Consider the following 25,598-nt stretch of genomic DNA (forward strand, 5'->3'; position numbering starts at 1 on the left):
CTGGTCCTGGCCAGGCCGCAGACGACAGCGAAGCAAGCAACCAAAGGTGAAGACCATGTCGATCCCCGTAGCTCCGGCAGCAGACAACGGCCAGTGGTGGGTGCAGATGCTCTCGGGCCGGCCGATCGGCGCGGGCGCAGCGGCATCGCCGGAGGGCGCGACCACCGCGGCCGATGCCGTGGAGGCGGCGACGCCGACGCAGGTCGAACAGGCGGTGCGCGAGGTCAATGCCTCGCTGCAGAGCCGCTCGGTCGGCCTGCAGTTCGAGGTGGACCAGGATACCGACAAGGTCATCGTCAAGGTGGTCGACCGGGCGAGCGGCGAAATCATTCGCCAGATCCCGACCGAGGAAGTGGTGCGCATCGCCAAGGTGCTGGGCAAGGCGCCCGGCCTGCTGGTGAGCCAGTCGGCTTGATATGAACCACCCCCAGGCTTGCCCACTTCGTGTGGCCTCCAACCCCCTCGCCGGGGGCAACACCAGCGGCCCGGCAAAGCCGGTTCCGCGGTGTTCCCCGAAGGGGCCTGGCTTCGCTGGCCGCGGGTTCGGCCATCGTGGGCCACAGGCATGCGTTTGTCGCACTCATTAGAAACAGGAATTCATTCATGGCATCGATCAGCAGTCTCGGCATCGGCTCCAACCTCGACCTGAGCAGCCTGCTCACCAACCTCGAAACGGCGGAGAGCCAGCCGCTGGTGCTGCTGCAGCAGCGCCAGGTCAGCTACACGAGCAAGCTGTCGGCCTACGGCCAGCTGCAGAGCGCGCTCGGCACGCTGCAGACGGCGGCCAAGAAGCTGTCGGACCCGGCCTTCTTCCTGGGCGTGAAAGCCACCTCCAGCGCCACTGACGTGATGTCCGCGAGTGCCGGCAACACGGCAGCGGCCGGCATCTACAACATCAACGTCACCCAGCTCGCGCAGGCGCAGTCGGTGGTGGCGGCCGGGCAGGCGAGCGCCAAGACGGCCATCGGCACCGGCACCATCACGATCGACTTCGGCACCATCGCCGGCGGCAGCTACGACGCGGTGAGCGGCAAGTACACGGGCGCAGGTTTCACGCCGGACGCGAGCCGCACGGCTGTGCCGATCACCATCGATGCGGCGCACAACACGCTCGAGGGCATCCGCGACGCGGTCAACGCGGCCAAGGCCGGCGTGACGGCGAGCATCGTGAACGACGGCAGCGGCACGCCCAACCGGCTGGTGCTGACATCGACCGAGACCGGCAAGGCCTCGAGCATGCGCGTCTCCGTGGCCGGCGACGCGGCGCTGGCGAACCTGCTGAACCATGATCCGGCAGGCACGCAGAACCTGCAGCAGACGGTGCAGGCGCAGAACGCCGAGCTCACGGTCAACGGCATCGCCGTCACGAGCGCGAGCAACACCGTGAAGGAATCGATCCAGGGCACGACGCTGACGGTGCTGAAGACCGGCACCAGCACGCTGAGCGTGGCGCGCGACACGGCCTCGGTCGAGACGGCGATCAACGATTTCGTCAAGGCCTACAACGCCCTGCAGAGCACGGCCAGCACGCTGACCACCTTCGACACCGACAAGAAGACGGCCGCGGCGCTGGTCGGCGATTCGACCTTGCGCAATCTCCAGACCAGCATCCGCAACACGCTCACCTCGCCGCAGGCCGGCGGTACGGGCGACCTGACGATGCTGTCGCAGATCGGCGTGAGCTTCCAGAAGGACGGCACCATGAGCGTCGACTCGGACAAGCTCAAGAGCGCGCTCGCCACCAACCTGGACGGCGTCTCCAAGCTCTTCTCGAGCGCGACCGGCAGCACCACCGGCTACGGCAAGCAGCTCGACGCGCTGGTGACCAAGGCCACTTCCACCGGCGGCGTGCTCAAGGTGGCGACCGACGGCATCAACACCTCGCTCAAGCAGCTCGACGAGCAGTACACCGACATGCAGGCGCGCGTGGATGCCAAGGTCGAGTACTACCGCGCGCAGTTCACCCAACTGGATCTGCTGGTCAGCAAGATGAACAGCACCAGCAGCTACCTCACGCAGCAGTTCGCGAGCATGAGCAGCGACAACTAAGCCCCACGCGGAGCAGCGCATGTACACACCCCACACCTTCAGAACCGGCGCCAACGCCTATGCACGCCTCGGCGTGGAAACGCAAGCGATGAGCGCGTCGCCGCACCAGCTCATCTGCATGCTGTTCGACGGCGCCGTCACGGCCATCGGCATGGCGCGGCACCACATGGCGAGCGGCGATGTCGCGGCCAAGGGCAACGCGATCTCCAAGGCGGTCGGCATCGTCGACAACGGCCTCAAGGCCAGCCTCGACGCCAAGGCGGCCGGGGCGGCCGGCGAGGGCCTGGTCGCCAATCTGTCGGCGCTCTACGACTACGTCATCCGGCGCCTGCTGCAGGCCAACCTGCACAACGATGCGCAAGCGCTCGACGAAGCCGAGGCGCTGCTCGAGAACATCGCCTCCGCATGGCGCGAGATCGATGGCGTTGCCGCCGGCCACTGAATACGAATCGAAGAAAGAAGAGACATGGCCGCCCGCAGTGAAATCGTCCATTGCTACGTGCAACTCGCCTCGACCACGTCGCTGATGGCGGCGCTGGCGCGGGCCAAGGAGTGGGACCGCCTTCCGGCCCTGGAAGAGCAGTGCGCGACGGTGGTCGAGCGATTGAAGCAGATCGGCCCCACGGAAGCGCTGGAACCCGCGCAGCTCGACCAGGCGCAGCGCCTGATGGAGCGCATCCGCGCCGACCAGGATGAAGTGCGTCGGCTGGTCAAGCCGCAGCTCGAACGCCTCGTCGCCACGATGGCCCGGCTGCAGAAGCAGGGCGAGCTTGACAAGGCCTACGGGCTGCCGCGCTGAACGGTATATCGCTGCCATGAACAGACTTTCCGGCCTGGTCGATACGCTGCTGAGCGCAAAGCTCGCGCCGCGGCTGGAACTGCTCGCGCTGCAGCAGAGCCAGGTCGGGACGGATGCGGCCACGGGGCCCGTGGTGGGGGTGCGGGAGGTCGTCAACGACATTCGCCTGCCGCCCGAGATGGCCCTGGGCCGGCACGCGCCGACCGCGGGCGCAGCGGCAGCGCCAGGCCAGTCCGCTCCAGGCCAGCCCGATGCGGCCGGGCCGGCCGCCGCGCGGTTGTCGGTGGCGGCGCGCGTCATCGGCGCCTTGCTGGCGGAGTTTCCCGACGCCGGCCCGCTGCGGGGGGCATCGCCGATGTGGCCGTCCTCGCAGCAGCAGCCTTCGGCCGCCGCGCTCGCCGGCACGCTGGCGCAGACCGTGAACGCGAGCGGCCTGTTCTACGAATCGCATTTGCGCGAGTTCGCAGCCGGCACCCGCACGCTGGCGCAGCTGGCGCAGGAGCCGCAAGCGCGCTGGGCGCCTGTAAGGAGCGCGGGGCCCGAGACCGCCGCCCAACCCCTTGCTACCGCCACAGCCATCGCGGCCGAGACGCTGAAGCCGGTGCTGCCGGCGGCCGGCGCGCCCGGTGCGCCCGGTGCGCCCGGTGCGCCGCGCTCGCCCGCCGAGGCCGGCGCGAGCGATGGTGCGCTGCCGCCGCGCGCACCGGCGCCTCAGGTTCACGCCGAGACCGTCGCGCCTGCGGCCGATGCCGCGCGCGTGCAGGCGGCCTATCGCCGGGGCGAGGCGGCACCGTCCGCCGCACCACCGGAGGCGCCGCCTGTGCCGCGTGCGGAAGAGGCGACGCTGCGCCATGCCGCCGCGGCACCGGTTCAGGCGCTGCCTGCCGGCGAAGTGATCCACCCGCAAGCCGCGACCGTGGTGCACCAGCAGCTCGACCTGCTGGCCACGGCGGTGTTCCGCTGGAGCGGTCAGGCGTGGCCGGAGGTCCCGATGACGTGGTCGATCCAGGAAGAGGATGCAAAGCCGCAGGGCGATGCGCCTCATGAACCCGCTGCGCGAAGCTGGACCACCACGGTCTCGCTGGGCTTGCCCCGGCTGGGCGCCGTGGACTTGCGCCTGAGGCTCACCGGCTCCCAGGTCCAGGCGCAGTTGGCGGCCAGCGAGGCGAGCACCGCAGCGCGCCTGCGCGCCGACAGCAACCGGCTGGTGCAGCGTTTCGAGGCCGCGGGCCTGCGGCTGCAGGAACTGCAGATCGCCGCGAAGGACAAGTCATGAGACGCCGGGCCGCTCCCAAGTCGAATAGCACCGCAGCGCATCGCGCGGAGGTTGCTCAATGACTCCCGGCACCGACGAACGCCAGAGCGCGGTGGCCCTGTCCTATCTGGACAAGACCCGGGCCCCCGTGGTCGTGGCCAAGGGCTACGGCGTGACGGCGGAATCGATCATGCGCGAGGCGCGCGAGAACGGCCTCTACGTCCATGCCTCGCCGGCCCTGAACAAGCTGCTGATGCAGGTCGATCTCGACCAGCAGATCCCGCCGCAGCTGTACCTGGCGGTGGCCGAAGTCATGGCCTGGATCCACCGGCTGGAGGAGGCCGAGTCCGGAGGTTCAGGGCATGGAAATTAATACTTTTTATTATTCATATTCATTGACATATTTTTGTCTTGGTGAATTAGAACTTTTTTCTTCCGAATTAAGCGAGGTCGATCGTTATTAAAGTGAATGAATTTGGTCTACGAAATAAATCACACAAAACCGGGTATCGCACGGAGGGCGGAGACAAGGCGTAATTTATTTCTCACTTTCAGATACATAAATCTGAAGAAGTTACATTTGTAAATAACTCTGGATAGACTGAAGCCTTGATTGAACGGAGTGCAAAAGTGGAACCGGATAACGTGAAGAACGCCGCGAGCGGCGAGATTTCCAAGGAAATCGGCGACCTCAACCTCGCCTACATGCTGCTGGCCCAGAAGCTCGTCAAACAGGACCGCGCGGCCGCCATGTTCAGGCTCGGGGTGAGCCGCGAACTGGCGGACATGCTCGCCAACATGTCGCTGGCCCAGATCCTCAAACTGGCGGCATCGAACTTCCTGCTGTGCAGCTTCCGCCTCGACGACCATCCGTCGATGTCGGCCGTGGTCGGCGAGGGGAAGGACACGACCCTGCAGCAGGCGCACATGTCGATCCTGATGTCGGCGCGACGGCTGTCGATGCTTGAAGGCGTGGCTGCATGAGCCGCAGGGCAGTTCCCAAGGCGAATACCGCAGCGCGCAAGCGCGGAGGTTGCTCAATTTGCCGCAGGGCAGTTCCCAAGGCGAATACCGCAGCGCGCAGCGCGGAGGTTGCCGAATGACGACTAAAAGCGTCCTCGGAGAAGTGCGCGAGGTCCAGCTCGCGATCGAGCTGATTGGGCTCGGCGCACGCCTCCAGTTCCTCGAGGCCGAGGTGAGCTTGAGCCGCGAGCGCCTGATCCGTCTCTACAAGGAGCTCAAGGGCGTTTCGCCGCCCAAGGGTTTGCTGCCCTTTTCGACGGACTGGTACATGACCTGGCTGGCCAATATCCATTCGTCGATGTTTTACAACATGTATCAATTCATGTTGACGCACGCAAACGAGAACGGTTTGCAGGCACTGATCAAAAGCTACCGGCTATATCTGGAGCAAATTGAATCGCAGGGCGGCGAAATTGTGCTGGATTTCACACGCGCCTACACGATGGTGCGATTTTTCGACAGCGACATGCTGCAGTTGAGTGCGTGTTGCCGGTGCGGCGGCAAGTTCGTGGCGCACGCGCACGACAGCAAGAACGGCTACGTGTGCGTTCTGTGCCGGCCGCCTTCGCGCGCGGGCAAGGTGCGCGGCGCGAAGCGCGCGGCGCTCGCAGTGGGACACGCTGGGTTTGCCGTGGAATCGACGCTGGAGGCCGGCGGATTGCACTGAAAGGGTCCTTGATTCCCCGGCGTTCGGTTTGGGAGGCGAGGTTTTTTGATTCGACGCCGGAAGCGGCATTAGGGGAAGCGCGTGCTCGTTCTGGTTGGTTATCTGGTGGTCCTGGGGGCCGTGTTCGGCGGCTACGCCCTGATGGGCGGGCACTTCGGCGTCCTGTTCCAGCCGGTGGAGCTGTTGATGATCGGCGGCGCCGCGGTGGGCGCCTTCGTGGCGGGCAACAACGGCAAGACCATCAAGGCCACGCTCAAGGAGCTGCCGCTCCTGCTGCGCTCGTCCAAGCACAACCGCCAGCTCTACATGGACCTGCTGGCGCTGCTCTACGAGCTGCTGGCCAAGGCGCGCAAGGAAGGGATGATGAAGCTGGAGACCGACGTCGAGGACCCGGCCCAGAGCCAGATCTTCACGCGCTATCCCACCATCCTGGCCGACGCCAGCGTCATGGAGTTCCTCTGCGACTACCTGCGGCTGGTGATCAGCGGCAACACCGACGCCTTCGAGATCGAGGCGCTGATGGACCACGAGATCGAGACCATCAAGCACGAGGCCGAGATGCCGGTGCACAGCCTGACGCGGGTCAGCGATGCGCTGCCCGCGCTGGGCATCGTCGCGGCCGTGATGGGCGTGGTCCATGCGCTCGGCTCGGCCGACCTGCCGCCCTCCGAGATGGGGGCGCTGATCGCGCACGCCATGGTCGGCACCTTCCTCGGCGTGCTGCTGGCCTACGGCTTCGTCTCGCCGCTGGCCTCGCTGATCGAGCAGAAGGTGTCGGACGGCATGAAGCTGTACCAGTGCGCCAAGGTGACCCTGCTCGCCAGCCTCAACGGCTATGCGCCGCAGCTGGCGGTGGAGTTCGGCCGCAAGGTTTTGTTCTCCACGGAGCGGCCCTCCTTCACCGAGCTGGACAGCCACGTCCGCGAAGTCAAGGCCCGGTGATCCGGACGAGAGCAGCACCATGAGCGCAGAAAAGGGCCGGATCGTCGTCAGACGCGTTGCCGCGGCCGGTGGCGGCGGGCACGGCGGCGGCGGGTGGAAGATCGCCTATGCCGACTTCATGACGGCCATGATGGCCTTCTTCCTCGTGATGTGGCTGCTCTCCAATGCGAGCCCGAAGCAGCGCGAAGGCATCGCGGAACACTTCCGCATGCCGCTGAAGGTGGCCATCAACGGCGGCGAGAAGAGCAGCACCAGCGACAGCGTGATTCCGGGCGGCGGCACCGACCCGACGTCGAACGTCGACGGCGAAATGCGGCGCGTCAACGCCGATGCCGACGACGAAGCCGATGCGAACCGCCTGGAGAGCATGAAGAAGCGGCTCGACGCGCTGATCGAGAACAGCCCGGTCTTCAAGCAGTTCCGCTCGCAGATCCTGATCGACATCACGACCGAGGGGCTGCGCCTGCAGATCGTGGACAACGAGAACCGTCCCATGTTCGACCTGGCCAGCGCGCGGCTGGTGCCGCACATGCGCGCCATCCTGCGCGAGATCGGACCGGCGCTCAACGAGCTGCCGAACAAGATCACGCTCTCGGGCCACACCGATGCGATCGTCTACACCAACGGCGACAAGTCCTACGGCAACTGGGAGCTGTCGGCCGACCGGGCCAACGCCTCGCGGCGCGAGCTGGTGATGGGCGGCATGGCCGAAGACAAGGTGCTGCGCGTCGTCGGCCTGGCCGACAGCATGCACCTGGACAAGGCCGAACCGCGCAACCCGATCAACCGCCGCATCAGCATCATCCTGCTCAATCACCGCACGCAGCAGCAGATCGAGCGCGAGAACAGCGGCGACGGTGCCGCGCCCACGCGGGCCGGCAAGCCGCCGGTGCGCATTCTCCCGGTCGACAACGTCAAGGTGACGGCCTACAGGCCGCCAACACCTGCACACCCCTAGCGAAAAAAGAAATCCGGTTTCGGAGCAACGATGGACCTCAGTCAGTTTACCCAGGCCTTTTTCGTCGAAGCCATCGAGCTTCTGGCGGAGATGGAGCAGCTGCTTCTCGAACTCGACGTCGAGTCGCCGGACAGCGAGCAGCTCAACGCCATCTTCCGCGCCGCGCATTCGATCAAGGGCGGCGCGGCCACTTTCGGCTTCACGGCGCTGACGGATACGACGCACCTGCTGGAGACCCTTTTGGACCGGGCACGCCATGGCCAGCTGAGCCTGAGCAGTCCGATGATCGACGCCTTTTTGGAAACGAAGGACGCCTTGCAAGAACAACTCACTGCCTATCAGGCGGGCAAAGAGCCTGAAACCGAAACGGTCGCGCACATCTGTGCGGTGCTGCAGCAGCTGGCGCGCGAAAACGGCGCCGCCGAGGCCGCTCCGGCGTCACTGCCGGCTGCGCCCGCGCCCGCCCCGGTGGTTGCCGCGCCGGTTGCGGCGGCCGCCCCAGCAGCGGAGGGCGCGCTGCGCATCCGCTTCGCGCGTCTCTCCGACAGCGAGTGCGATCTGCTCGCCGACGAACTGGGCAACCTCGGCCGCGTGCTCTCGCGCACGCGCAGCAATGACCAGTTGACCGTGATGCTCGAGACCACCTGCGCGCCCGACGACATCGTCGCCGTGTGCTGCTTTGTCATCGACGAATCGCAGATCGAGATCACGCGCGAGGCGGCGCAGCCCGAGGAGGCGGCAGCAGCGATCGCGCCGGAAGCGGCGCCGGCGGCAGCGAGCCCGGCCGTCGCTGCGCCGAAGCCGGCGAGCGCATCCGCCGCACCGGTGGCTGCAGCCGCGAACGCCAAGGAGTCCAGCTCGATCCGCGTCGACGTGGAGAAGGTCGACCAGCTCATCAACCTGGTGGGCGAGCTGGTGATCACGCAGTCGATGCTGACGCAGGCGGCGACGATGCTCGACCCGGTGGCCTACGAGCGCTTCCTGAGCGGCCTCGGCCACCTCGAACGCAATGCGCGCGATCTGCAGGAGTCCGTGATGTCGATCCGCATGATGCCGATGGACTACGTGTTCAGCCGCTTCCCGCGCGTGATCCGCGATGTCAGCGCCAAGCTCGGCAAGCAGGTTCGCCTCGACACCTACGGCAAGGAAACCGAGCTCGACAAGGGGCTCATCGAACGCATCGTGGATCCGCTCACGCACCTGGTGCGCAACAGCCTGGACCACGGCATCGAGACGCCCGAGCAGCGCCTCGCCAAGGGCAAGGAGGCCACTGGCCAGCTGCTGCTGTCGGCCCAGCACCATGGCGGCAACATCGTGATCGAGGTCAGCGACGACGGCGCCGGTCTCAACCGCGAGAAGATCCTCGCAAAGGCGCAGCAGCAAGGGCTGGCCGTGAGCGACGCGATGCCCGACGAGGAGGTGTGGCAGCTGATCTTCGCGCCCGGCTTCTCGACGGCGGAACAGGTCACCGACATCTCCGGGCGCGGCGTGGGCATGGACGTGGTCAAGCGCAACATCCAGGAGATGGGCGGCCATGTGGAGATCAGCTCGCGCGAAGGCCGCGGCACCACCACGCGCATCGTGCTGCCGCTGACGCTGGCCATCCTGAACGGCATGTCGGTCAAGGTCGGCGAGGAGGCCTACATCCTGCCGCTCAGCTATGTGATCGAGTCGCTGCAGCCGCTGCCGGAGCATCTGCATTCGATCACCGCCGACGGCCACGTCATCAAGGTGCGCGGCGAGTACCTGCCGCTGATCGAACTGCACCGCGTCTTCGACGTGGCCGGTGCGCAGACGCAACCGACGCAGGGCATCCTGGTGATCGTGCAGGCCGACGATGCGCGCTTCGCGCTGCTGGTCGACGAGCTGCTCGGACAGCACCAGGTCGTGGTCAAGAACCTCGAGACCAACTACCGCAAGGTGCCAGGCATCTCGGCCGCGACCATCCTGGGCGACGGCAGCGTGGCCTTCATCATCGACGTCGGCGCCATGCCGCGCATCCAGCGTGCGCAGGCGGCAAGCGCCGCCGCGCTGGCCGGTGCCTCCAGGATCGACGCCGCCGCCACCGCCCACTGAGCGAGACACAGACGGAGACAAGAACATGCGCTTCGATTTTTTCCGGCGTCACGATTCCGACAACGCTTCGGTCGGTGACGCAGCGACGGAAGAGGTCTCCGCCGCGCAACTGCCGGCTGCGCAGGAGCGCAGCACCGACGGCTATCTGACCTATGCCTTGCTGCTGGACACGCAGAAGCGCGTTGCGGGCTACAGGCTCGCATGGCAGCCGGCGGCGCAATACAACGCCGCGGGCGCGGCCGAGCTGTTCAAGGCCTTCGTGAGCTGCGTGGCCAGGCACCTCAATCCGCCCAAGACCGGATGGCGGCTCGGCCATACCGTGCTCTTCTTCGACGTGACGGCCGAGACGCTGGCGGCCAGCGAGCTGCAGGGGCTGCCGCCGGACAACGTGGTGCTGTGCCTGGGGCCGGATGCGCTCATGGATGCGGACGTGCGGCCCATCCTGCTGTTCCTGCGCGAGCAGGGCTTTCGCTTCATGCTGTGCGGCGCCGAGGCGCTGCCGGAAGATCCCGAGCTGCGCGGCCTCGTCACCCACTTCGATGTCGGCACCGGCCATCTCGACCTGGTGGCCAAGCTGCGGCGCGAGGAGCCGCCGGGCGAGCCGCTGCACCTCATCGCCACGCGCATCGCCACCTGGAAGGATTTCGACGCCTGCGCGGCGCGCCGCGTCGATGTGTTCCTCGACGGGACCGGCATGCAGCCGGAGAAGGAGGAGGCCGGCCGCACCCTGCAGCCCGAGTCGATGCTGATCGTGCGGCTGATGCAGATGATCCAGCGCAACGAGGACCTGCGCGAGATCGAGGCGGCCCTCAAACACGACGCCGCGCTGACCTACAGGCTCCTGCGCCACATGAATTCGCCCGCCATCGGCGTGGGGGTGGAGATCCATTCGCTGCGTCACGCGGTGACGATGCTCGGCTACTCGCCCCTGTTCCGCTGGCTGTCGCTGCTGCTGGCGACCAGCAACGCCAAGGCCAGCCCGCCCTTCCTGATGAAGAAGGCGATCATCCGCGGCCGCTTCGTCGAGTTGATGGGCGAGGGGATGCTGCCGTCCGGCGAGGCCGACAACTTGTTCGTGGTCGGCATGTTCTCGATGATCGACCAGCTGCTGGGCGTCACCATGCAGGAGGTGCTGGGCAAGGTGCAGCTCAGCGAATCGGTGCAGCAGGCCATCCTCGCGCGCGAGGGCATGTACGGCCCCTTCCTCGCGCTCGCGGAGAGCTGCGACGAGGACGGTGTCCGGGCCGCGCAGCTGTCGGAGGCGCTGTTCATGAGCACCGAACAAGTCAATGCAGCGCATCTCTCCGCGCTCGTCTGGGCGCAGGACGTGAGCCCCGCCGAAGCGACGTACTGATGAAGGCGTGGCCCGAGATGCAGGACTTTTGCACCCCTGATCGGGCCATTGGAAAAGGTGAGCGCTGTGTACATTGAAAGTCATGTACCGGCGCTGACTTTGAACTCCGAATTCCTCTTTACCGATAGCGACTTTTCCAGGATCCGGACGCTGATCCATCACCGCGCCGGCATCGCCCTGGGCGAGCAGAAGCGCCAGATGGTCTACAGCCGGCTTTCGCGCCGCCTGCGCGAGCTGCGCCTGCCCGAGTTCTCGACCTACCTGGAGCTGCTCGAAGCCAGCCGCGACGGCGAGGAGTGGCAGGCCTTCATCAACTCGCTGACCACCAACCTCACGTCCTTCTTCCGCGAGGCCCATCATTTCCCGGTGCTCGCCGCGCACGTGCGCAAGAGCAAGCAGCCGGTCACGATCTGGTGCGCGGCCGCATCCACCGGCGAGGAACCCTATTCGATCGCCATCACCCTGATCGAGGCGCTCGGCGAGCGCGCGAGCACGGCCCGCGTGATCGCCACCGACATCGACACCGCGGTGCTGGCCAAGGCCTCGGCCGGCGTCTTCACGCTGGAGCAGGTCAACCGGCTGTCCACCGAGCGGCTGCGGCGCTTCTTCAGCAAGGGCACCGGCAGCAACGCCGGCAAGGTGCGCGTGCGTCCCGAAGTCGCAGCAATGGTCAAGTTCGGGCGGCTCAACCTGCTCGATCCGACCTGGCCTGTGAAGGAGCCGGTGGACGCGATCTTCTGCCGCAACGTGATGATCTATTTCGACAAGCCGACGCAGAAGAAGGTGCTCGACCGCTTCGCGCCGCTGCTCAAGCCCGAGGGCCTGCTGTTCGCCGGCCATTCGGAGAACGCCTCGCTGGTCAGCCCGAGCTTCAAGGCCGTGGGTCAGACCGTGTACGAGCTCAGCAAGGGCAAGTCATGAGCGCAGCGGTGCCGGGCTCGGTGGCCAGCCATCACTACTTCGACCGCGACCTCGACTGCATGGCGGTCAAGCTGCTGCCTTCCGAGTACTACGTCACCACCACCGACATCGCGCTGACCACGGTGCTGGGCTCCTGCGTGGCGGCCTGCATCGTGGACCTGGACGCCGGCGTCGCGGGCATGAACCACTTCATGCTGCCGGAAGACGGCGAGCCCGGAACGCGCGGCCAGGTCGAGTCGATGCGCTACGGCGCCTATGCGATGGAGGTGCTGATCGGCGAGATGCTGCGCGCCGGCGCGCGCCGCGATCGGCTGCAGGCCAAGGTCTTCGGCGGCGCCGCGGTGCTCGCCAACATGACCACGCTCAACATCGGCGACCGCAATGCCGACTTCGTGCTGCGCTACCTGAAGGCCGAGCGCATCGCCGTCGCGGCGCAGGACCTGCGCGGCCAGCATGCGCGCCGCGTGTGCCTGCTGCCGCGCAGCGGCAAGGCCGTGGTGCGCAAGCTGCGCACGCGGATCGACGTGCAGTCGATTCAGCGCGAGGAGGGCGAGCTGCTGCGCCGGCTCTCCGTCGCCAATGACAAAGGGAGTTGGGTGGCATGAGCGGCAACAAGATCAAGGTGCTCTGCGTCGACGATTCGGCGCTGATCCGCAGCGTAATGACCGAGATCATCAACAGCCAGAGCGACATGAGCGTGGTCGGCACGGCGGCGGACCCTCTGGTGGCGCGCGACCTCATCAAGCAGACCAACCCCGACGTGCTCACGCTCGACGTCGAGATGCCGCGCATGGACGGGCTGGAGTTCCTCGAGAAGCTCATGCGCCTGCGGCCCATGCCGGTGGTCATGGTGTCCTCGCTGACCGAGCGCGGCTCCGAGATCGCGCTGCGCGCGCTGGAGCTCGGCGCGATCGATTTCGTCACCAAGCCGCGGCTCGGCGTGCGCGACGGCCTGCTCAACTACACCGAGCTCATCGCCGGCAAGATCCGCGTCGCCGCCAGCGCGCGCCTGCTGCCGAGCCGGCATGCGAGCGCGCAGCGGCCCGCGGCGGATCATGCGCAGGAGCCGCTGCTGCGCAGCCCGCTGCTCTCCACCGAGAAGCTCATCATCATCGGCGCCTCGACCGGCGGGACTGAAGCGATCCGCGAGGTGCTGCAGCCGCTGCCGCCCGACGCGCCGGCGGTGCTGATCGCCCAGCACATGCCGCCCGGCTTCACGCGCTCCTTCGCCCAGCGGCTGGACGGCCTGTGCCGCATCCACGTGAAGGAGGCCGAGCACGGCGAGCGCGTGCTGCCGGGCTATGCCTACATCGCGCCCGGCGGCTACCACCTGTCGCTCGCCCGCAGCGGTGCCAACTACGTCGCGCATCTGGACCAGGAGCCGCCGGTGAACCGGCATCGGCCCTCGATCGACGTGCTGTTCGATTCGGCGGCCAAGCACGCCGGCAAGAACGCGATCGGAATGATCCTCACCGGCATGGGCAAGGACGGCGCCGAAGGCCTGCTGCGCATGAAGCGGGCCGGCGCCCACACCCTGGCGCAGGACGAGGCGAGCTGCGTGGTCTACGGCATGCCGCGCGAGGCGGTCGCGCTGGGCGCGGTGGACGAGGTGTCGCCGTTGAACGAGATCAGCCGCCGCGTGCTGGCGCACCTGCGCACCTTCGGCGAGCGCGCGAACCGGGTTTGAACCTTTTTGAACTGTCAGTGGAGAAATCGTGATCGATAAGAGCATCAAAATTTTGGTCGTGGACGACTTCCCGACCATGCGCCGCATCGTGCGCAATCTGTTGAAGGAGCTGGAGTTCCTCAACGTCGACGAGGCCGAGGACGGCGCGGCCGGCATCGAGAAGCTGCGCGGCGGCAACTTCGGCTTCGTGGTCTCGGACTGGAACATGCCCAACATGGACGGCCTGACCATGCTGCAGACCATCCGCGCCGACCCGGAACTGGCCAAGCTGCCGGTGCTGATGGTCACCGCCGAAGCCAAGAAGGAAAACATCATCGCCGCCGCACAGGCCGGCGCCAACGGCTACGTGGTCAAGCCCTTCACGGCCGCGACGCTCGAGGAAAAGATCGTCAAGATTTTCGAGAAGCTCCAGAAAGAAGGGGCATGACATGACGCACAACGTGCCCGATGCCGGAGGGCAGACCAACACTCACGAGGAACTGCTGGGACGCATCGGGCAGTTGACGCGACAGCTGCGCGAGGGCCTGCGCGAGCTGGGCCTGGACAAGCAGGTCGCCCGCGCCGCGCAAGCCATTCCCGACGCGCGCGACCGCCTCAACTACGTCGCCAGCATGACCGAGCGGGCGGCGCACCGGGCGCTCAACGCGATCGAGCTCGCGCAGCCGCTGCAGGAAGAACTGGCCGACCGGGCCAAGGGCCTCACGAAGCGCTGGGACCAGTGGTTCGAGAACCCGATCGAACTGGACCATGCGCGCGAGCTCGTGATGGACACGCGCGGCTACCTGCAGCACGTGCCGCAGCAGGCGAGCGCCATCAACACGCAGTTGATGGAAATCATGATGGCGCAGGATTTCCAGGACCTGACCGGCCAGGTCATCAAGAAGATGATGGAAGTGGTCAACGACGTCGAGACGCAGCTGTTGCAGGTGCTGATCGACAACACGCCGATGGAGAAGCGCCACGAGCCGGCACCGAGCGCGCAGAACAACCTGCTCAACGGCCCGCAGATCAACACCGCCAATCCCGAGGCGGTGACCGACCAGGCACAAGTCGACGATTTGCTGGAAAGCCTGGGGTTCTAAGGCCCGAGTTGGAGGGCAATCCGGGCCTTGATCGAACGATTGTTCCAAGGCACCGAATCCAATAATTCAGCCATGAGCTGAGGTCTTCGCCGATGCTCTTTCGGAGCATGAATGGCTGAAGAAAGCGATCTCGAGAAAACGGAACCTGCCTCGCCGCGGCGCCTGGAGAAGGCGCGCGAAGAAGGCAATGTGGCCCGTTCGCGCGAACTGGTCACTTTCGTTCTGCTCGCCACCGCCGTCGCCGGCCTGTGGCTCACGGCGGAATCGGTCGGCAACACCATGCGCGGCGCGCTGCGCCACGGCCTGCACTTCGATCGCACGGCCGCCTTCGATCCCTCCTACATGCTGGCCCAGACCGGGCTGATGGCGATGCAGTCGCTGATCGCGCTGGCGCCGCTCGCCGGCATGATCGTGCTCGCCGCGCTGGTCGCGCCGCTGATGCTCGGCGGCTGGCTGTTCTCTGCCAAGGCCATCGGCCCCAAGTTCGACAAGCTCGATCCGATCGCCGGCGTGAAGCGCCTGTTCTCCGCGCAGTCGCTGGCCGAGCTGCTGAAGGCGCTGGCCAAGTCGCTCCTGATCGGCGGCGTCGCCTGGCTGGTGATCATGGACAACATGGACGAGGTCACGGCGCTGATGGCGCAGTCGGAGCGCGCCGCGCTGCCGCAGACGATTCGGCTGGTGGGGCGCAACTGCGCGCTGATCACGGCCGCGCTGCTGCTCATCGCGCTGGTCGACGTGCCCTTCCAGCTCTGGAGCTACTACCGCAAGCTGCGCATGTCGCGCGAGGACCTGCGCCAGGAGCACAAGGAAAGCGAAGGCGATCCGCACATCAAGGCGCAGATCCGCCGGCAGCAGCAGCAGATGGCGCGCCGCCGCATGATGTCCGAGGTGCCCAAGGCCGACATCGTGGTCACCAACCCGACGCACTTCGCCGTCGCGCTCAAGTACGTCGACAACGACATGCGCGCGCCGCGCGTGGTGGCCAAGGGCGTGGACGCCGTGGCCGAGCGCATCCGCGAGATCGCGCGCGAGAACAAGGTCGCGATCCTCGAGGCGCCGCCGCTCACGCGCGCGCTCTACAAGCACACCAGGCTGGGGGACGAGATTCCCACCGGCCTCTACACCGCCGTGGCCGAGGTGCTGGCCTGGGTCTATCAGCTGAAGCGCTGGCAAAGCGAAGGCGGCGAAGCGCCGCGCACGCCGGCCGACCTGCCGGTTCCCGAGGCCCTCGCATACAACGTGAAAGCTGCATGAACGCCCTCGCAAGCCTGATGCGTCAACCGGCGCAGCTCTTTTCCGGCAGCCAGTTCAAGGGACTGGCCGGCCCGATCCTCATCATCATGATTTTGAGCATGATGGTGCTGCCGCTGCCGCCCTTCCTGCTGGACCTGCTGTTCACCTTCAACATCGCGATGTCGGTGATGGTGCTGCTGGTGAGCATGTACACCATGAAGGCGCTGGACTTCGCGGCCTTCCCGGCGGTGCTGCTGTTCTCCACGCTGCTGCGCCTGTCGCTCAACGTGGCCTCGACGCGTGTGGTGCTGATGCAGGGCCACACCGGGACCGATGCGGCGGGCAAGGTGATCGAGGCCTTCGGTCACTTCCTGGTCGGCGGCAACTTCGCGGTCGGCGTGATGGTGTTCATCATCCTGGTGCTGATCAACTTCATGGTCATCACCAAGGGCGCGGGCCGCATCGCCGAGGTCGGCGCGCGCTTCATGCTCGACGCCATGCCCGGCAAGCAGATGGCGATCGACGCCGATCTCAACGCCGGGCTGATCGGCGAGGACGTGGCGCGCAAGCGCCGTACCGAGGTGGCGCAGGAAGCCGACTTCTACGGCTCGATGGACGGCGCCAGCAAGTTCGTGCGCGGCGACGCCGTGGCCGGCCTGCTCATCATGGTCATCAACATCATCGGCGGCCTGGTGGTCGGCATGGTGCAGCACGGGCTGGACTTCTCCACCGCCGGCAAGACCTACACGCTGCTGGCCATCGGCGACGGCCTGGTGGCGCAGATCCCGGCGCTCGTGATCTCGACCGCAGCCGGCGTGATCGTCTCGCGCGTGACCACCGAGGAAGACGTCGGCCGCCAGCTGACCGGCCAGCTGTTCTCGAACCCGCAGGTGCTGTTCCTGACGGCGGCCATCATCGGCCTGATGGGGATGATCCCCGGCATGCCGAACGTGGCCTTCCTGCTGATCGCGGGCGGCCTGGTCTGGCTCGGCCGGCGCCTGCTGCTGCGCGCACCGCAGAAGGCCGCCGAACAGGCCGCCGCGGCGGCGCAGGCGACGGCGATGCCGGCGGCCGAATCGGCCGAAGCGACCTGGGACGACGTGGCGCTGGTTGACCCGCTGGGCATGGAAGTGGGCTACCGCCTGATTCCGCTGGTGGACCAGTCGCAGAACGGCGAGCTCTTGGGCCGTATCAAGAGCATCCGCAAGAAGATCGCGCAGGAGCTCGGCTTCCTGGTGCCGGTGGTGCACATCCGCGACAACCTCGAGATCCAGCCCAACACCTACATCATCAGCCTCAAGGGCGTCGAGATCGGCCGCGGCGAAGCCTTCCCCAACCAGTGGATGGCGATCAACCCGGGGCAGGTGACGGGCACGCTGCCCGGCACGCCGACGCAGGACCCGGCCTTCGGCCTGCCCGCGGTCTGGATCGACGCCAGCCAGCGCCAGCAGGCGCAGGTCTTCGGCTACACGGTGGTCGATGCCTGCACGGTGATGGCCACCCATCTCAACCACCTGATCCAGACCCACGCCGCCGAGCTGCTGGGCCGCCAGGAAGTGCAGCAGCTGCTCGACCAGGTCGGCAAGACCGCGCCCAAGCTGACCGAGGACCTGGTGCCCAAGGTGCTGACGCTGAGCACGCTGCACAAGGTGCTGCAGAACCTGCTGGAGGAAGAGGTGCCGATCCGTGATATGCGCACCATCCTCGACGTGATGGCCGAGCATGCGCCGACCATCAAGGACGCGACCGAGCTGACCACGCTGACGCGCCTGGCCCTGGGCCGCGCGATCGTGCAGCAGCTGTTCCCGGGGGACACGGAGATGCAGGTGATCGGCCTCGACGGCACGCTCGACGGCGTGCTGCAGCAGGCCCTCACCAGCAACAGCGGCATCGAGCCGGGCCTGGCCGACAGCCTGCTGACGCAGGCCCAGGCCGCCATCGCGCGCCAGGAGCAGATGGGCCTGGCGCCGGTACTGGTCGTGCAGCACGCATTGCGCGTGCTGCTCTCGCGCTTCCTGCGGCGCAGCCTGCCGCAGCTCAAGGTTCTCTCGCACGCCGAGATTCCTGATTCCCGCCACATCAAGATCACCGCCACCATTGGAGGAAGAGTTTGAACATCATCACGGACGTGCGGACCACCGCACGCAGGTTCATTGCCACCACCAGCCGCGAAGCGCTGCGCCTGGCGCGCGAAGCCCTCGGCGGCGAGGCGATGGTGCTGACCAACCGCGTGCTGGCCGACGGCGTCGAGATCGTCGCCATGGCGCCGGACGAAGTGGAGCAGGTGCTGGAGCAGGCCGCGCCCGAGGCGCCTGTCGCATCGCTTGCGCCGGTTGCACCGGCCTTGCCTCCCGCGCCTGAAATGCCCGCGATGCGCGAGCAGCCCGCGGCCCCGATCGCCGCGCCTGTGCCCACCCCCGCGCCCCAGCCGGCACCCGCGCCAGCGGCCCCCACCGACAGCGTGCTCAGCGAATTGCATTCGATGCGCGGCATGATCGAAGAGCAGCTCGCCAGCGTGGTCTGGAACGACAAGCAGCGCCGCGATCCGATGCGCGGCCGCCTCCTGCGCACCCTGCTCGGCGCCGGCTTCAGCGCGCGGCTTTCGAAGGCGATGCTGGAGCATCTCCCCGCGAACCAGAGCTACGCGCAGGGCATGGCCTTCGTGCGCTCCGAGCTGATGCGCACGCTGCCCATTCTCGAGAACGAAGACGCGCTCTTGGCCCAGGGCGGCGTCTATGCGCTGATGGGGCCGACCGGCGTCGGCAAGACCACCACCACCGCCAAGCTCGCGGCGCGCTGCGTGATGCGCTTCGGCGCCGACAAGCTGGCGCTGGTGACCACCGACAGCTACCGGATCGGCGCCTACGAGCAGCTGCGCATCTACGGCCAGATCCTCAATGTGCCGGTCTATGCGGTGAAGGACGCGGCCGATCTGCACCTGGTGCTGGAAGACCTGCGCGACAAGCACATGGTGCTGATCGACACCGTCGGCATGAGCCAGCGCGACCGCGCGGTGTCCGACCAGATCGCGATGCTGTGCAACAGCCACCGGCCGGTGAAGCGGCTGCTGCTGCTCAACGCCGCCAGCCATGGCGACACCCTCAACGAAGTGGTGCATGCCTACCGCCACGGCGGCGCCGGCAACGAGCTGGCCGGCTGCATCTTCACCAAGGTCGACGAGGCCACCCATCCGGGCGCGCTGATCGACACCGTGATCCGCCATCGGCTGCCGGTGCACTACATCTCCAGCGGCCAGAAGGTGCCGGAGAACCTGATGCCGGCCGAGCGCGCCCAGCTGGTGGACAGCGTGTTCCAGGCCAGGAGCCACAGCGCGCTCTTCGTGCCCGGCGAAAGCGATCTGCAGCATAAGCCCGCCGGAGCGGAAGTCGAGCAGGCGCAGGCCGAGACCGACCGGCTGCGCATGCAGTACCAGCGGCTGATCCAGGCCATGGCCCACGATGCGCAGGAAGTCGCTGCGGCCGCCACGGCGCTCACCGGCGCCGAGCTGGGCTTCGAACATGCGCGCGAGCTCTGGCGCCAGGCCGCCGACGAGGACGTGCTCCACAAGGCGGTGCTGCAGTCGCTCATGACGCATGCGAAGAGCGAGATCGCCGCCGGCTGCGACACCCACGTGCTCGCGCTCAGCGGCCAGGTCGGCCTCAAGTCGAACGAAGGCGGCGACGCTTACGAATGCCAGGGCAGCCTGCTCTTGTCCGACAGGAGCGGCCTGCCGCTGGCGGCGCCGAACCAGTGGCTCTCGACCGCGGCATTGCGAGGCGCTGGCGGCGCCGGCGATGCCGCGCGCAAGCCCGGCATGCGCCAGGCCCAGTGGCTGCGCCAGCAGGATTTCGGCAAGACGGTGGTGCACGTGCTGCCCCGCCTGCCCGGCAGCGAATTCATGGCGCAGGGCCAGCTCTGGCTGGCGCGCGCGCCGGGCTCCACGGCGGTGAGCGATCCACGCTCCGGCAAGGCCGGCACCCTGGCGCGACTGGCGCTCGTGTTCGGCGAAACGCGGCCCGTGCGCTTCAAGGGCAAGGCGGCGCTGCAATCCGAGGCGCATGCCGACGTGCTGCTGCGCGGCGACGCCGAACTGCCGCCGCTGCGCTGCGTCGCGACGCGCGTGACCGACGCGAAGACGCGCAAGATCCTCGCGCAGAGCTATGCGTTGTCGAACGTCGGCAGCGAAGTCACGGTGCGCCAGCTCGCGCAGTGGCAGGCCTGGGCCGCCGAGGCCGAGCCCTGCTTCCGGCTGATCCGCCAGGGTTTGCAGCTGGTCGGCGGCATGGGCGAGCTCGGCGATCCGCACATGATGAAGCGGCTCCTCGTCGCAGGCCAGGTGACCACCACCGTCTGGCGCCTGCTGCATGCGCGCGGCGACTGGACCGAGCGCACGCGCGCGCTGCTGAACCAATTGACCGGCCGCCCGGCACGGCCCGACCGCGCGCCCTCGGGCAATGCGCTCTACGTCGGCGTGGGCAAGCTGTTCCTGCTGCTGGAAGCCCTGGGCACGTGAGCAACAAGATGGTTGCCGATCAAGCTGACGGCCTGCGGCGCCTGCTGGCGCACACGCCGACGCGCGTCGTCGCCGTGGCCGGCATGGCGCGCGAACTGGGCGCCACCACGACGGCGATGAACCTGGGGGCGGCCCTGGTGCTGCAGGGCAAGGACGTGCTGCTGCTCGACGAGCACGGGATGGCGGTGGACTCCGCCTGCGCCCTCTGGTCGCTCGATCCGCTCGGCACGCTGGCCGACGTGGCCTTGCGGCGGCTGACCTGCGAAGGCGCCGCTGCGCGCGCGAGCTGCGGCGTCAGCGTGCTGCCGGCACTGCCCGGCGCGCAGGACCCGAGCGCGGACCCGCGCCGGCTGTGGCAGGGCGACGTGATCCTGATCGACGCCGTGTTCGACGGGGAGGGCCGGCTGTCGGAGCTGGCGCAGATGGCCGACGAACTGGTGCTGGTGCTGCAGCCCCATGCGGCGTCCATCACCTCCACCTACTCGGGCATCAAGCGGCTGCACTACGCGCATGCGCTGAAGCAGCTGCGTTTGCTGGTCAACGGCGTCGCCGATCCCGAGGCGGCGCAGCAGATCATGGCCAACCTGGTCCAGACCGGCAGCCGCTACCTGGCCGTGTCGCTGCAGCCGGCCGGATGGGTGCGTGCCGATCCGCACCTGCGCGACGCCAGGCGCCTCTGCCGCACCGTGGTCGAGGCCTTTCCGGCCAGCCCGGCGGCGGTGGATTTCCGGCGCATCGCGGCCGACATGGGGCAGTGGCCCTGGCGCCCGGGCGCCAGCCTCGCCGTGCCGCCCGCGCGCGAGACACTGGGCTCGAACATCGCCGCGGCCTCCTGAGGCCGCGGTAACTTGGAGAAGGAAAAGAACGGCCGTGTACACCGCACAGGGAACCATCGAGAAGTCCCATCTGCTGAAGCAGCACCAGCCGATGGTGCGCCGCATGGCGCTGCAGATGATCGCCAAGCTGCCCGCCAGCGTCGAGCTCGACGACCTGATCCAGGCCGGCATGATCGGCCTCCTGGACGCGTCGAGCCGCTACGAGGACAACCGCGGCGCGCAGTTCGAGACCTTTGCCAGCCAGCGCATCCGCGGCGCCATGCTCGACGAGCTGCGCGCCAACGACTGGGGCTCGCGCGGGCTGCGCCAGTCGGCGCGCAAGGTGGAGGCGGCCATCCAGGCGCTCGAGCACCGGCTGGGCCGCGCGCCTTCCGAAGGCGAGATCGCCAAGGAACTGAAGATGAGCCTGGACGCCTACCAGGCCCAGCTGCAGGAGATCCAGGGTTGCCAGCTGCTGTACGTCGAGGACTTCACGCAGGGCGAAAGCGACAGCCCCTTTCTCGACCAGAACGCGCGCGGTGCGCGCAGCGAGCGCGGCGGCAGCGACGACCCGCTGGAGCAACTGCTCGAGAGCGGTTTTCGCCACCAGCTGGTGGATGCCATCGGCACGCTGCCCGAGCGCGACCAGCTGCTGCTCAACCTCTATTACGAGGAAGAACTCAACCTGCGCGAGATCGGCGCCATCCTCGAAGTGAGCCAGTCGCGCGTGTGCCAGCTCCACAGCCAGGCGATCACGCGGCTGCGGGTGGCGCTGAAAGAGATTCTGTAGCGTTCAATGCCCCGTGGGTGTCGCGCCCTTGCGTACCTGTGTCTGGTTGCTGCCGCCGACCTGGCTCTCGCGGTCGTGCCGGCTTTCGGGCGTGCGCTTCGGTTCGTTCCTCTGCGTCACGGGCTGGTGGCCGCCCTTGTTGTGTTCGGTGTGGCCCTTGCGATCGTTCTGCGAATTCGACATGGCAGCTCCTTGCTTCTGCATGGACATGAGCCCATGTAGCCCCAGGCGATTTGCGCTTGCACCGGACCGGTGCCGGCCCCGCGTGTAGGAAAACGTCGCGAGCATCGTGGCAATGGTTGATCTCCGCTGCGCAATCGCCCACATTGCCAGCCATGGACATGCTCATCAGCGCGCTGCCAGGCACTTCCGAGATGCTTCCCGGCGACCAGGCCGTGCTCGTCGAGCCGGGGCTGGAGGGCACCGTGGTCGCGCTGACCGCGGACCATCACGCCTACTGCAGCGAGCATGAGCGCGCGACCCGCACGCAGATCGCATGGCGGCTCGCGCGGCTCAAGAAGTCCAGCTTCCAGGGCGAGTACGACAAGTCCCGCAGCTATGCCGCGCCGGTCTATTTCGTCCCGAGCGACACGCTGGTCGGCGACGAGCTGATCGGCGCCTTGGGCATCGCCAGCCACCACGGCCTGTTTGGCGGGGTTGTGTCGCATCCCTTCGTGCTGACCAAGGTGATCACCCATCCGCTGATCGACACCGGCGCCGCCGCGCCCGAGGGCTGGAAGCCCGGTTTCGCCCGTCGGGTGGCCAGTGCGGTGCTGGAGGGCTTCTCGGTCTTCCGGCGCGACGACGCCGATCGCGCCGGCCTGCGCCTGCTGGAGCACGGCGCGGTGCGCATCAAACCGGTGCGTGCGACCGGCGGCCGCGGCCAGCAGGTCGTGCGCGACAAGCGCGCATTGGCGCGCTGCCTGGACGACATGGATGCCGCCGAGATCGCGGCCCATGGCCTGGTGCTGGAGGAGAACCTCCAGCAGCCGGTCACCATCAGCGTCGGCCAGGTGCACGTGGGCCGGATGATCGCCAGCTACTACGGCTGGCAGCGGCTCACGTCCGACAACCATGGCCACCAGGTCTACGGCGGCTCGGACCTCACGGTAGCGCAGGGCGGCTTCGATGCGCTGCTGGCCTTGAGCTTTCCCGCCGAGATCAGACTGGCCGTCGAGCAGGCGCGTGTTTTCCATCGCGCCGTCGAGGCTTCGTTCCCCGGCTTCTTCGCCTCGCGCATCAACTACGACGTGGCGCAGGGGCCCAACAGCGCCGGCCGGTGGTGCTCGGGCGTGCTCGAGCAGTCGTGGCGCGTCGGCGGGGCGAGCGGCGCCGAGATCGCCGCGCTCGAAATCTTCGAAGAGCAGCCCGAGCGCGCCGTGGTCAATGCGTCGTGCTTCGAGGTCTACGGCGAGGACGTGGTGCCGCCGCCGAACGCCACCGTGTATTTCAGCGGCGCCGATGCAATCGCCGGCCCGCTCACGAAGTACACCGTGGCCGAGCCCTGATGCCCACCCGTCATGCCCTCATCGACATCCCGGTCGACGGCGTGCACATCGCCGGAACGCTCATCGCACCATCGACCGTGGTGCCGGGCGTGCTGCTGGTGCACGGCTGGGACGGCAGCCAGCAGCAGGACATCGCGCGCGCCCACGAGCTCGCGGCGCTGGGCTGCATCTGCCTGACCTTCGACTTGCGCGGCCATGCGCGGCACCTGGCGCAGCGCGAGGCCGTCACGCGCGAAGACAACCTGCGCGACGTGCTGGCCGCCTACGACGTGCTGGTGGGCCATCCAGCCGTGGACCCGAGCGCGGTCGCCGTCGTCGGTGCCAGCTACGGCGGCTACCTGGCGGCGGTGCTGAGCTCGCTGCGCCCCGTGCGATGGCTGGCGCTGCGCGTGCCGGCCATCTACCGCGACGAGAACTGGGAGCACCCGAAGCGGCGCCTCAACGGCGACGACCTCACGCTCTACCGCCAGACCGCGATCGAGCCCGAGAAGAACCGTGCGCTGGCCGCCTGCGAGGACTTCATCGGCGACGTGCTGGTCGTCGAGTCCGAGCACGACACCATCGTGCCGCACCCGGTCATCGAGAACTACCTGGCCGCCTTCAAGCACGTGCGCTCGATGACCTACCGCGTGCAGATGGGCGCCGACCACGCGCTCTCGAAGAAGGCTTGGCGGCAGGAGTACACGCAGATCCTCCTGGCCTGGATGAACGACGTGAGGCGGTCTGCGAAGACCGAAGAAAAAGCCCTACCACCGCAGCATCCAAAGCGCTATGAGTCTTGGGTCGAACCTTAGTCACCTTAGTAGACGGAAGTGCAAAAAATTTCCGCACGTGTAGTGCTTGCGACTTCAGAAATTGCACCCGGACGCCGAAATGTCATGCAGGTGCAATTCAAACAGCGAGCAGAAAGAAAATGTCCAGACTCATCGTTCTCGCCCGACATGGCAGCGTCAGGCAGTTCAACATCACCGGGCCGATCACGACCATCGGCCGCGACCAGGCTTGCGAGGTGCAGATCGACAGCATCGGCGTCAGCCGGCGCCATGCCACCATCCACTGGACGGGCGACCGCTTCGTGCTGACCGACATGGCGAGCTTCAACGGCACCTTCGTCAACCGGCACCGCATCTTCGAACATGCGCTGAAGAACGGCGACGCGATCACGATGGGGGCGTGCCAGCTGCGCTTTCTCTACACCTCGAAGGCGCTGCCGAGCGAAGACGCGCTGCGCCTGGTGACGCAGTCCGACGAACCGATCGACATCGACGCCGCGCGCGCGAAGAGCGACTGGGCCGCCTTCTTCCGCCGCAGCGGAAGCAGCGTGTCGGCCAGGCTGCGCTGAGGGTGGAACTCGCGGGTGCGCGACGGGATGCGAGGAGTCATGGCTGTTGACCATGACCCTCCAGCATCTCGTCGGATTTGAGGATGCGCTACCTGCTCGAAGGGGACACAGTTGTTCGGTCGGCAGAAACCGATGACGCAATACCTCGAAGGAGCAATTCGATGAGCAAGCTGGCAATCGTCCTCGCCGTTGCAGGAATTGCAACGGGCATGACCGTTCCGTTTGAAACCGCCAATGCCTTTCCGGCGCTTTGGTTGGACAGAAAGCAGTTGCGCATCCCGATGGGGCATTGTGCTGGTGCGGCGTTCGAGGCTGTCAAGAAGGTCGGATTGCGCGAGGCCAACAAGGATGCGGAGGGTGCCGGCGGGACGACGGCTTCGGTCCGCGGCACCATTCGATGCGTGCGATTGCCGCGTGCGGGACCTTGCAATGCCGACGGCGCGACTGCCGTGTTCATTGCCACGAGCGATAGGAGCCTGCAAGACGCCAAAGACATTGTTCAGCGCATGAGTAGGGCGCTGGGAGATCCAGTACTTTTCGACTGCAACTGAAGGACGTGTTGCGCGCGTGCGTGTCGCCCGTCC

General features: G+C 67.2%; 27 protein-coding genes. 26 read left to right on the top strand and 1 reads right to left on the bottom strand.

Annotation, left to right across the window (positions count from 1 at the left end; all coding sequences use genetic code 11):
• The first annotated feature begins 55 nt into the window (after window positions 1–55).
• From ACSQ86_RS08545 to ACSQ86_RS08650, 22 genes are all read left to right on the top strand, one after another.
• The gene (locus ACSQ86_RS08545) at window positions 56–415 is read left to right on the top strand and encodes a flagellar protein FlaG (protein WP_436303320.1); all 360 of its coding nucleotides are present in this window, start codon (window positions 56–58) and stop codon (window positions 413–415) included.
• 188 nt (window positions 416–603) lie between these two features.
• Window positions 604–2,049: a flagellar filament capping protein FliD gene (fliD, locus tag ACSQ86_RS08550; RefSeq protein WP_436303321.1), complete on the top strand. Its 1,446-nt coding sequence runs from the start codon at window positions 604–606 to the stop codon at window positions 2,047–2,049.
• 19 nt (window positions 2,050–2,068) lie between these two features.
• Window positions 2,069–2,491 (top strand): flagellar export chaperone FliS, encoded by a 423-nt coding sequence (fliS, locus tag ACSQ86_RS08555; RefSeq protein WP_093102023.1) that lies wholly within the window; start codon window positions 2,069–2,071, stop codon window positions 2,489–2,491.
• Between the two features lie 24 nt (window positions 2,492–2,515).
• Entirely contained in the window at window positions 2,516–2,848 is a 333-nt protein-coding gene (locus ACSQ86_RS08560) for a flagellar protein FliT (RefSeq protein ID WP_093102025.1), read from the top strand.
• 16 nt (window positions 2,849–2,864) lie between these two features.
• Window positions 2,865–4,124 (top strand): flagellar hook-length control protein FliK, encoded by a 1,260-nt coding sequence (gene fliK, locus ACSQ86_RS08565; protein WP_436308758.1) that lies wholly within the window; start codon window positions 2,865–2,867, stop codon window positions 4,122–4,124.
• Window positions 4,125–4,182: 58 nt separating this feature from the next.
• Window positions 4,183–4,476 carry an EscU/YscU/HrcU family type III secretion system export apparatus switch protein gene (locus tag ACSQ86_RS08570; RefSeq protein WP_436308759.1) on the top strand — a complete coding sequence of 98 codons (294 nt, stop codon included), beginning with the start codon at window positions 4,183–4,185 and terminating at the stop codon, window positions 4,474–4,476.
• Window positions 4,477–4,733: 257 nt separating this feature from the next.
• Window positions 4,734–5,087, top strand: a complete 354-nt coding sequence (gene flhD / locus ACSQ86_RS08575) for a flagellar transcriptional regulator FlhD (protein WP_093102030.1) — start codon at window positions 4,734–4,736, stop codon at window positions 5,085–5,087.
• Between the two features lie 115 nt (window positions 5,088–5,202).
• Window positions 5,203–5,793, top strand: a complete 591-nt coding sequence (gene flhC / locus ACSQ86_RS08580; RefSeq protein ID WP_436306275.1) for a flagellar transcriptional regulator FlhC — start codon at window positions 5,203–5,205, stop codon at window positions 5,791–5,793.
• An 81-nt stretch (window positions 5,794–5,874) separates the two neighbouring features.
• On the top strand, window positions 5,875–6,735 hold the full coding sequence (motA, locus tag ACSQ86_RS08585) for a flagellar motor stator protein MotA (protein ID WP_093102034.1): 861 nt from the start codon (window positions 5,875–5,877) through the stop codon (window positions 6,733–6,735).
• A gap of 19 nt (window positions 6,736–6,754) precedes the next feature.
• Window positions 6,755–7,693 (top strand): flagellar motor protein MotB, encoded by a 939-nt coding sequence (gene motB, locus ACSQ86_RS08590; RefSeq protein WP_436303325.1) that lies wholly within the window; start codon window positions 6,755–6,757, stop codon window positions 7,691–7,693.
• 30 nt (window positions 7,694–7,723) lie between these two features.
• A complete protein-coding gene (gene cheA / locus ACSQ86_RS08595) occupies window positions 7,724–9,769 on the top strand; it encodes a chemotaxis protein CheA (protein WP_436308760.1) in 2,046 nt (681 codons plus the stop codon).
• A 25-nt stretch (window positions 9,770–9,794) separates the two neighbouring features.
• Entirely contained in the window at window positions 9,795–11,123 is a 1,329-nt protein-coding gene (locus ACSQ86_RS08600) for an EAL and HDOD domain-containing protein (RefSeq protein ID WP_436308761.1), read from the top strand.
• 99 nt (window positions 11,124–11,222) lie between these two features.
• Window positions 11,223–12,044, top strand: a complete 822-nt coding sequence (locus tag ACSQ86_RS08605; RefSeq protein WP_093102041.1) for a CheR family methyltransferase — start codon at window positions 11,223–11,225, stop codon at window positions 12,042–12,044.
• Window positions 12,041–12,649 carry a chemoreceptor glutamine deamidase CheD gene (gene cheD, locus ACSQ86_RS08610; RefSeq protein ID WP_436303328.1) on the top strand — a complete coding sequence of 203 codons (609 nt, stop codon included), beginning with the start codon at window positions 12,041–12,043 and terminating at the stop codon, window positions 12,647–12,649. Before ACSQ86_RS08605 ends, cheD begins: the two co-directional genes overlap by 4 nt.
• Window positions 12,646–13,731, top strand: coding sequence for a protein-glutamate methylesterase/protein-glutamine glutaminase (locus ACSQ86_RS08615; protein ID WP_436303329.1), 1,086 nt, complete (start codon window positions 12,646–12,648; stop codon window positions 13,729–13,731). The genes cheD and ACSQ86_RS08615 overlap by 4 nt, the downstream gene beginning before the upstream one ends.
• A gap of 31 nt (window positions 13,732–13,762) precedes the next feature.
• Window positions 13,763–14,158 carry a chemotaxis response regulator CheY gene (gene cheY / locus ACSQ86_RS08620; protein ID WP_170855469.1) on the top strand — a complete coding sequence of 132 codons (396 nt, stop codon included), beginning with the start codon at window positions 13,763–13,765 and terminating at the stop codon, window positions 14,156–14,158.
• A 1-nt stretch (window position 14,159) separates the two neighbouring features.
• A complete protein-coding gene (gene cheZ, locus ACSQ86_RS08625) occupies window positions 14,160–14,813 on the top strand; it encodes a protein phosphatase CheZ (RefSeq protein ID WP_093102048.1) in 654 nt (217 codons plus the stop codon).
• A 111-nt stretch (window positions 14,814–14,924) separates the two neighbouring features.
• On the top strand, window positions 14,925–16,067 hold the full coding sequence (gene flhB / locus ACSQ86_RS08630) for a flagellar biosynthesis protein FlhB (protein WP_093102050.1): 1,143 nt from the start codon (window positions 14,925–14,927) through the stop codon (window positions 16,065–16,067).
• Window positions 16,064–18,160 (top strand): flagellar biosynthesis protein FlhA, encoded by a 2,097-nt coding sequence (gene flhA / locus ACSQ86_RS08635; RefSeq protein WP_436290786.1) that lies wholly within the window; start codon window positions 16,064–16,066, stop codon window positions 18,158–18,160. Before flhB ends, flhA begins: the two co-directional genes overlap by 4 nt.
• Window positions 18,157–20,559, top strand: coding sequence for a flagellar biosynthesis protein FlhF (gene flhF / locus ACSQ86_RS08640; protein WP_436303331.1), 2,403 nt, complete (start codon window positions 18,157–18,159; stop codon window positions 20,557–20,559). Before flhA ends, flhF begins: the two co-directional genes overlap by 4 nt.
• Window positions 20,556–21,395, top strand: a complete 840-nt coding sequence (locus ACSQ86_RS08645) for a MinD/ParA family ATP-binding protein (RefSeq protein ID WP_436308762.1) — start codon at window positions 20,556–20,558, stop codon at window positions 21,393–21,395. Before flhF ends, ACSQ86_RS08645 begins: the two co-directional genes overlap by 4 nt.
• A gap of 34 nt (window positions 21,396–21,429) precedes the next feature.
• Window positions 21,430–22,164, top strand: a complete 735-nt coding sequence (locus ACSQ86_RS08650) for an RNA polymerase sigma factor FliA (RefSeq protein ID WP_436303333.1) — start codon at window positions 21,430–21,432, stop codon at window positions 22,162–22,164.
• A gap of 3 nt (window positions 22,165–22,167) precedes the next feature.
• Here the strand turns inward: ACSQ86_RS08650 and ACSQ86_RS08655 are convergent, their stop codons facing one another.
• Window positions 22,168–22,347: a hypothetical protein gene (locus ACSQ86_RS08655; RefSeq protein WP_093102057.1), complete on the bottom strand. Its 180-nt coding sequence runs from the start codon at window positions 22,345–22,347 to the stop codon at window positions 22,168–22,170.
• Between the two features lie 152 nt (window positions 22,348–22,499).
• Here ACSQ86_RS08655 and ACSQ86_RS08660 point away from each other — a divergent pair, with 152 nt between their 5' ends.
• The 4 genes from ACSQ86_RS08660 (at window position 22,500) to ACSQ86_RS08675 (ending at window position 25,565) form a co-directional block, all read left to right on the top strand.
• Window positions 22,500–23,672, top strand: a complete 1,173-nt coding sequence (locus tag ACSQ86_RS08660) for a DUF3182 family protein (protein ID WP_436308763.1) — start codon at window positions 22,500–22,502, stop codon at window positions 23,670–23,672.
• Window positions 23,672–24,466, top strand: a complete 795-nt coding sequence (locus tag ACSQ86_RS08665) for an alpha/beta hydrolase family protein (RefSeq protein ID WP_436303336.1) — start codon at window positions 23,672–23,674, stop codon at window positions 24,464–24,466. Before ACSQ86_RS08660 ends, ACSQ86_RS08665 begins: the two co-directional genes overlap by 1 nt.
• 119 nt (window positions 24,467–24,585) lie before the next feature.
• Window positions 24,586–25,014, top strand: a complete 429-nt coding sequence (locus tag ACSQ86_RS08670) for an FHA domain-containing protein (RefSeq protein WP_436308764.1) — start codon at window positions 24,586–24,588, stop codon at window positions 25,012–25,014.
• Between the two features lie 161 nt (window positions 25,015–25,175).
• The gene (locus ACSQ86_RS08675; protein ID WP_436303338.1) at window positions 25,176–25,565 is read left to right on the top strand and encodes a hypothetical protein; all 390 of its coding nucleotides are present in this window, start codon (window positions 25,176–25,178) and stop codon (window positions 25,563–25,565) included.
• Window positions 25,566–25,598: the final 33 nt, after the last annotated feature.

This window comes from Variovorax sp. LjRoot130 (assembly GCF_964253755.1).
Lineage (GTDB): Bacteria > Pseudomonadota > Gammaproteobacteria > Burkholderiales > Burkholderiaceae_C > Variovorax.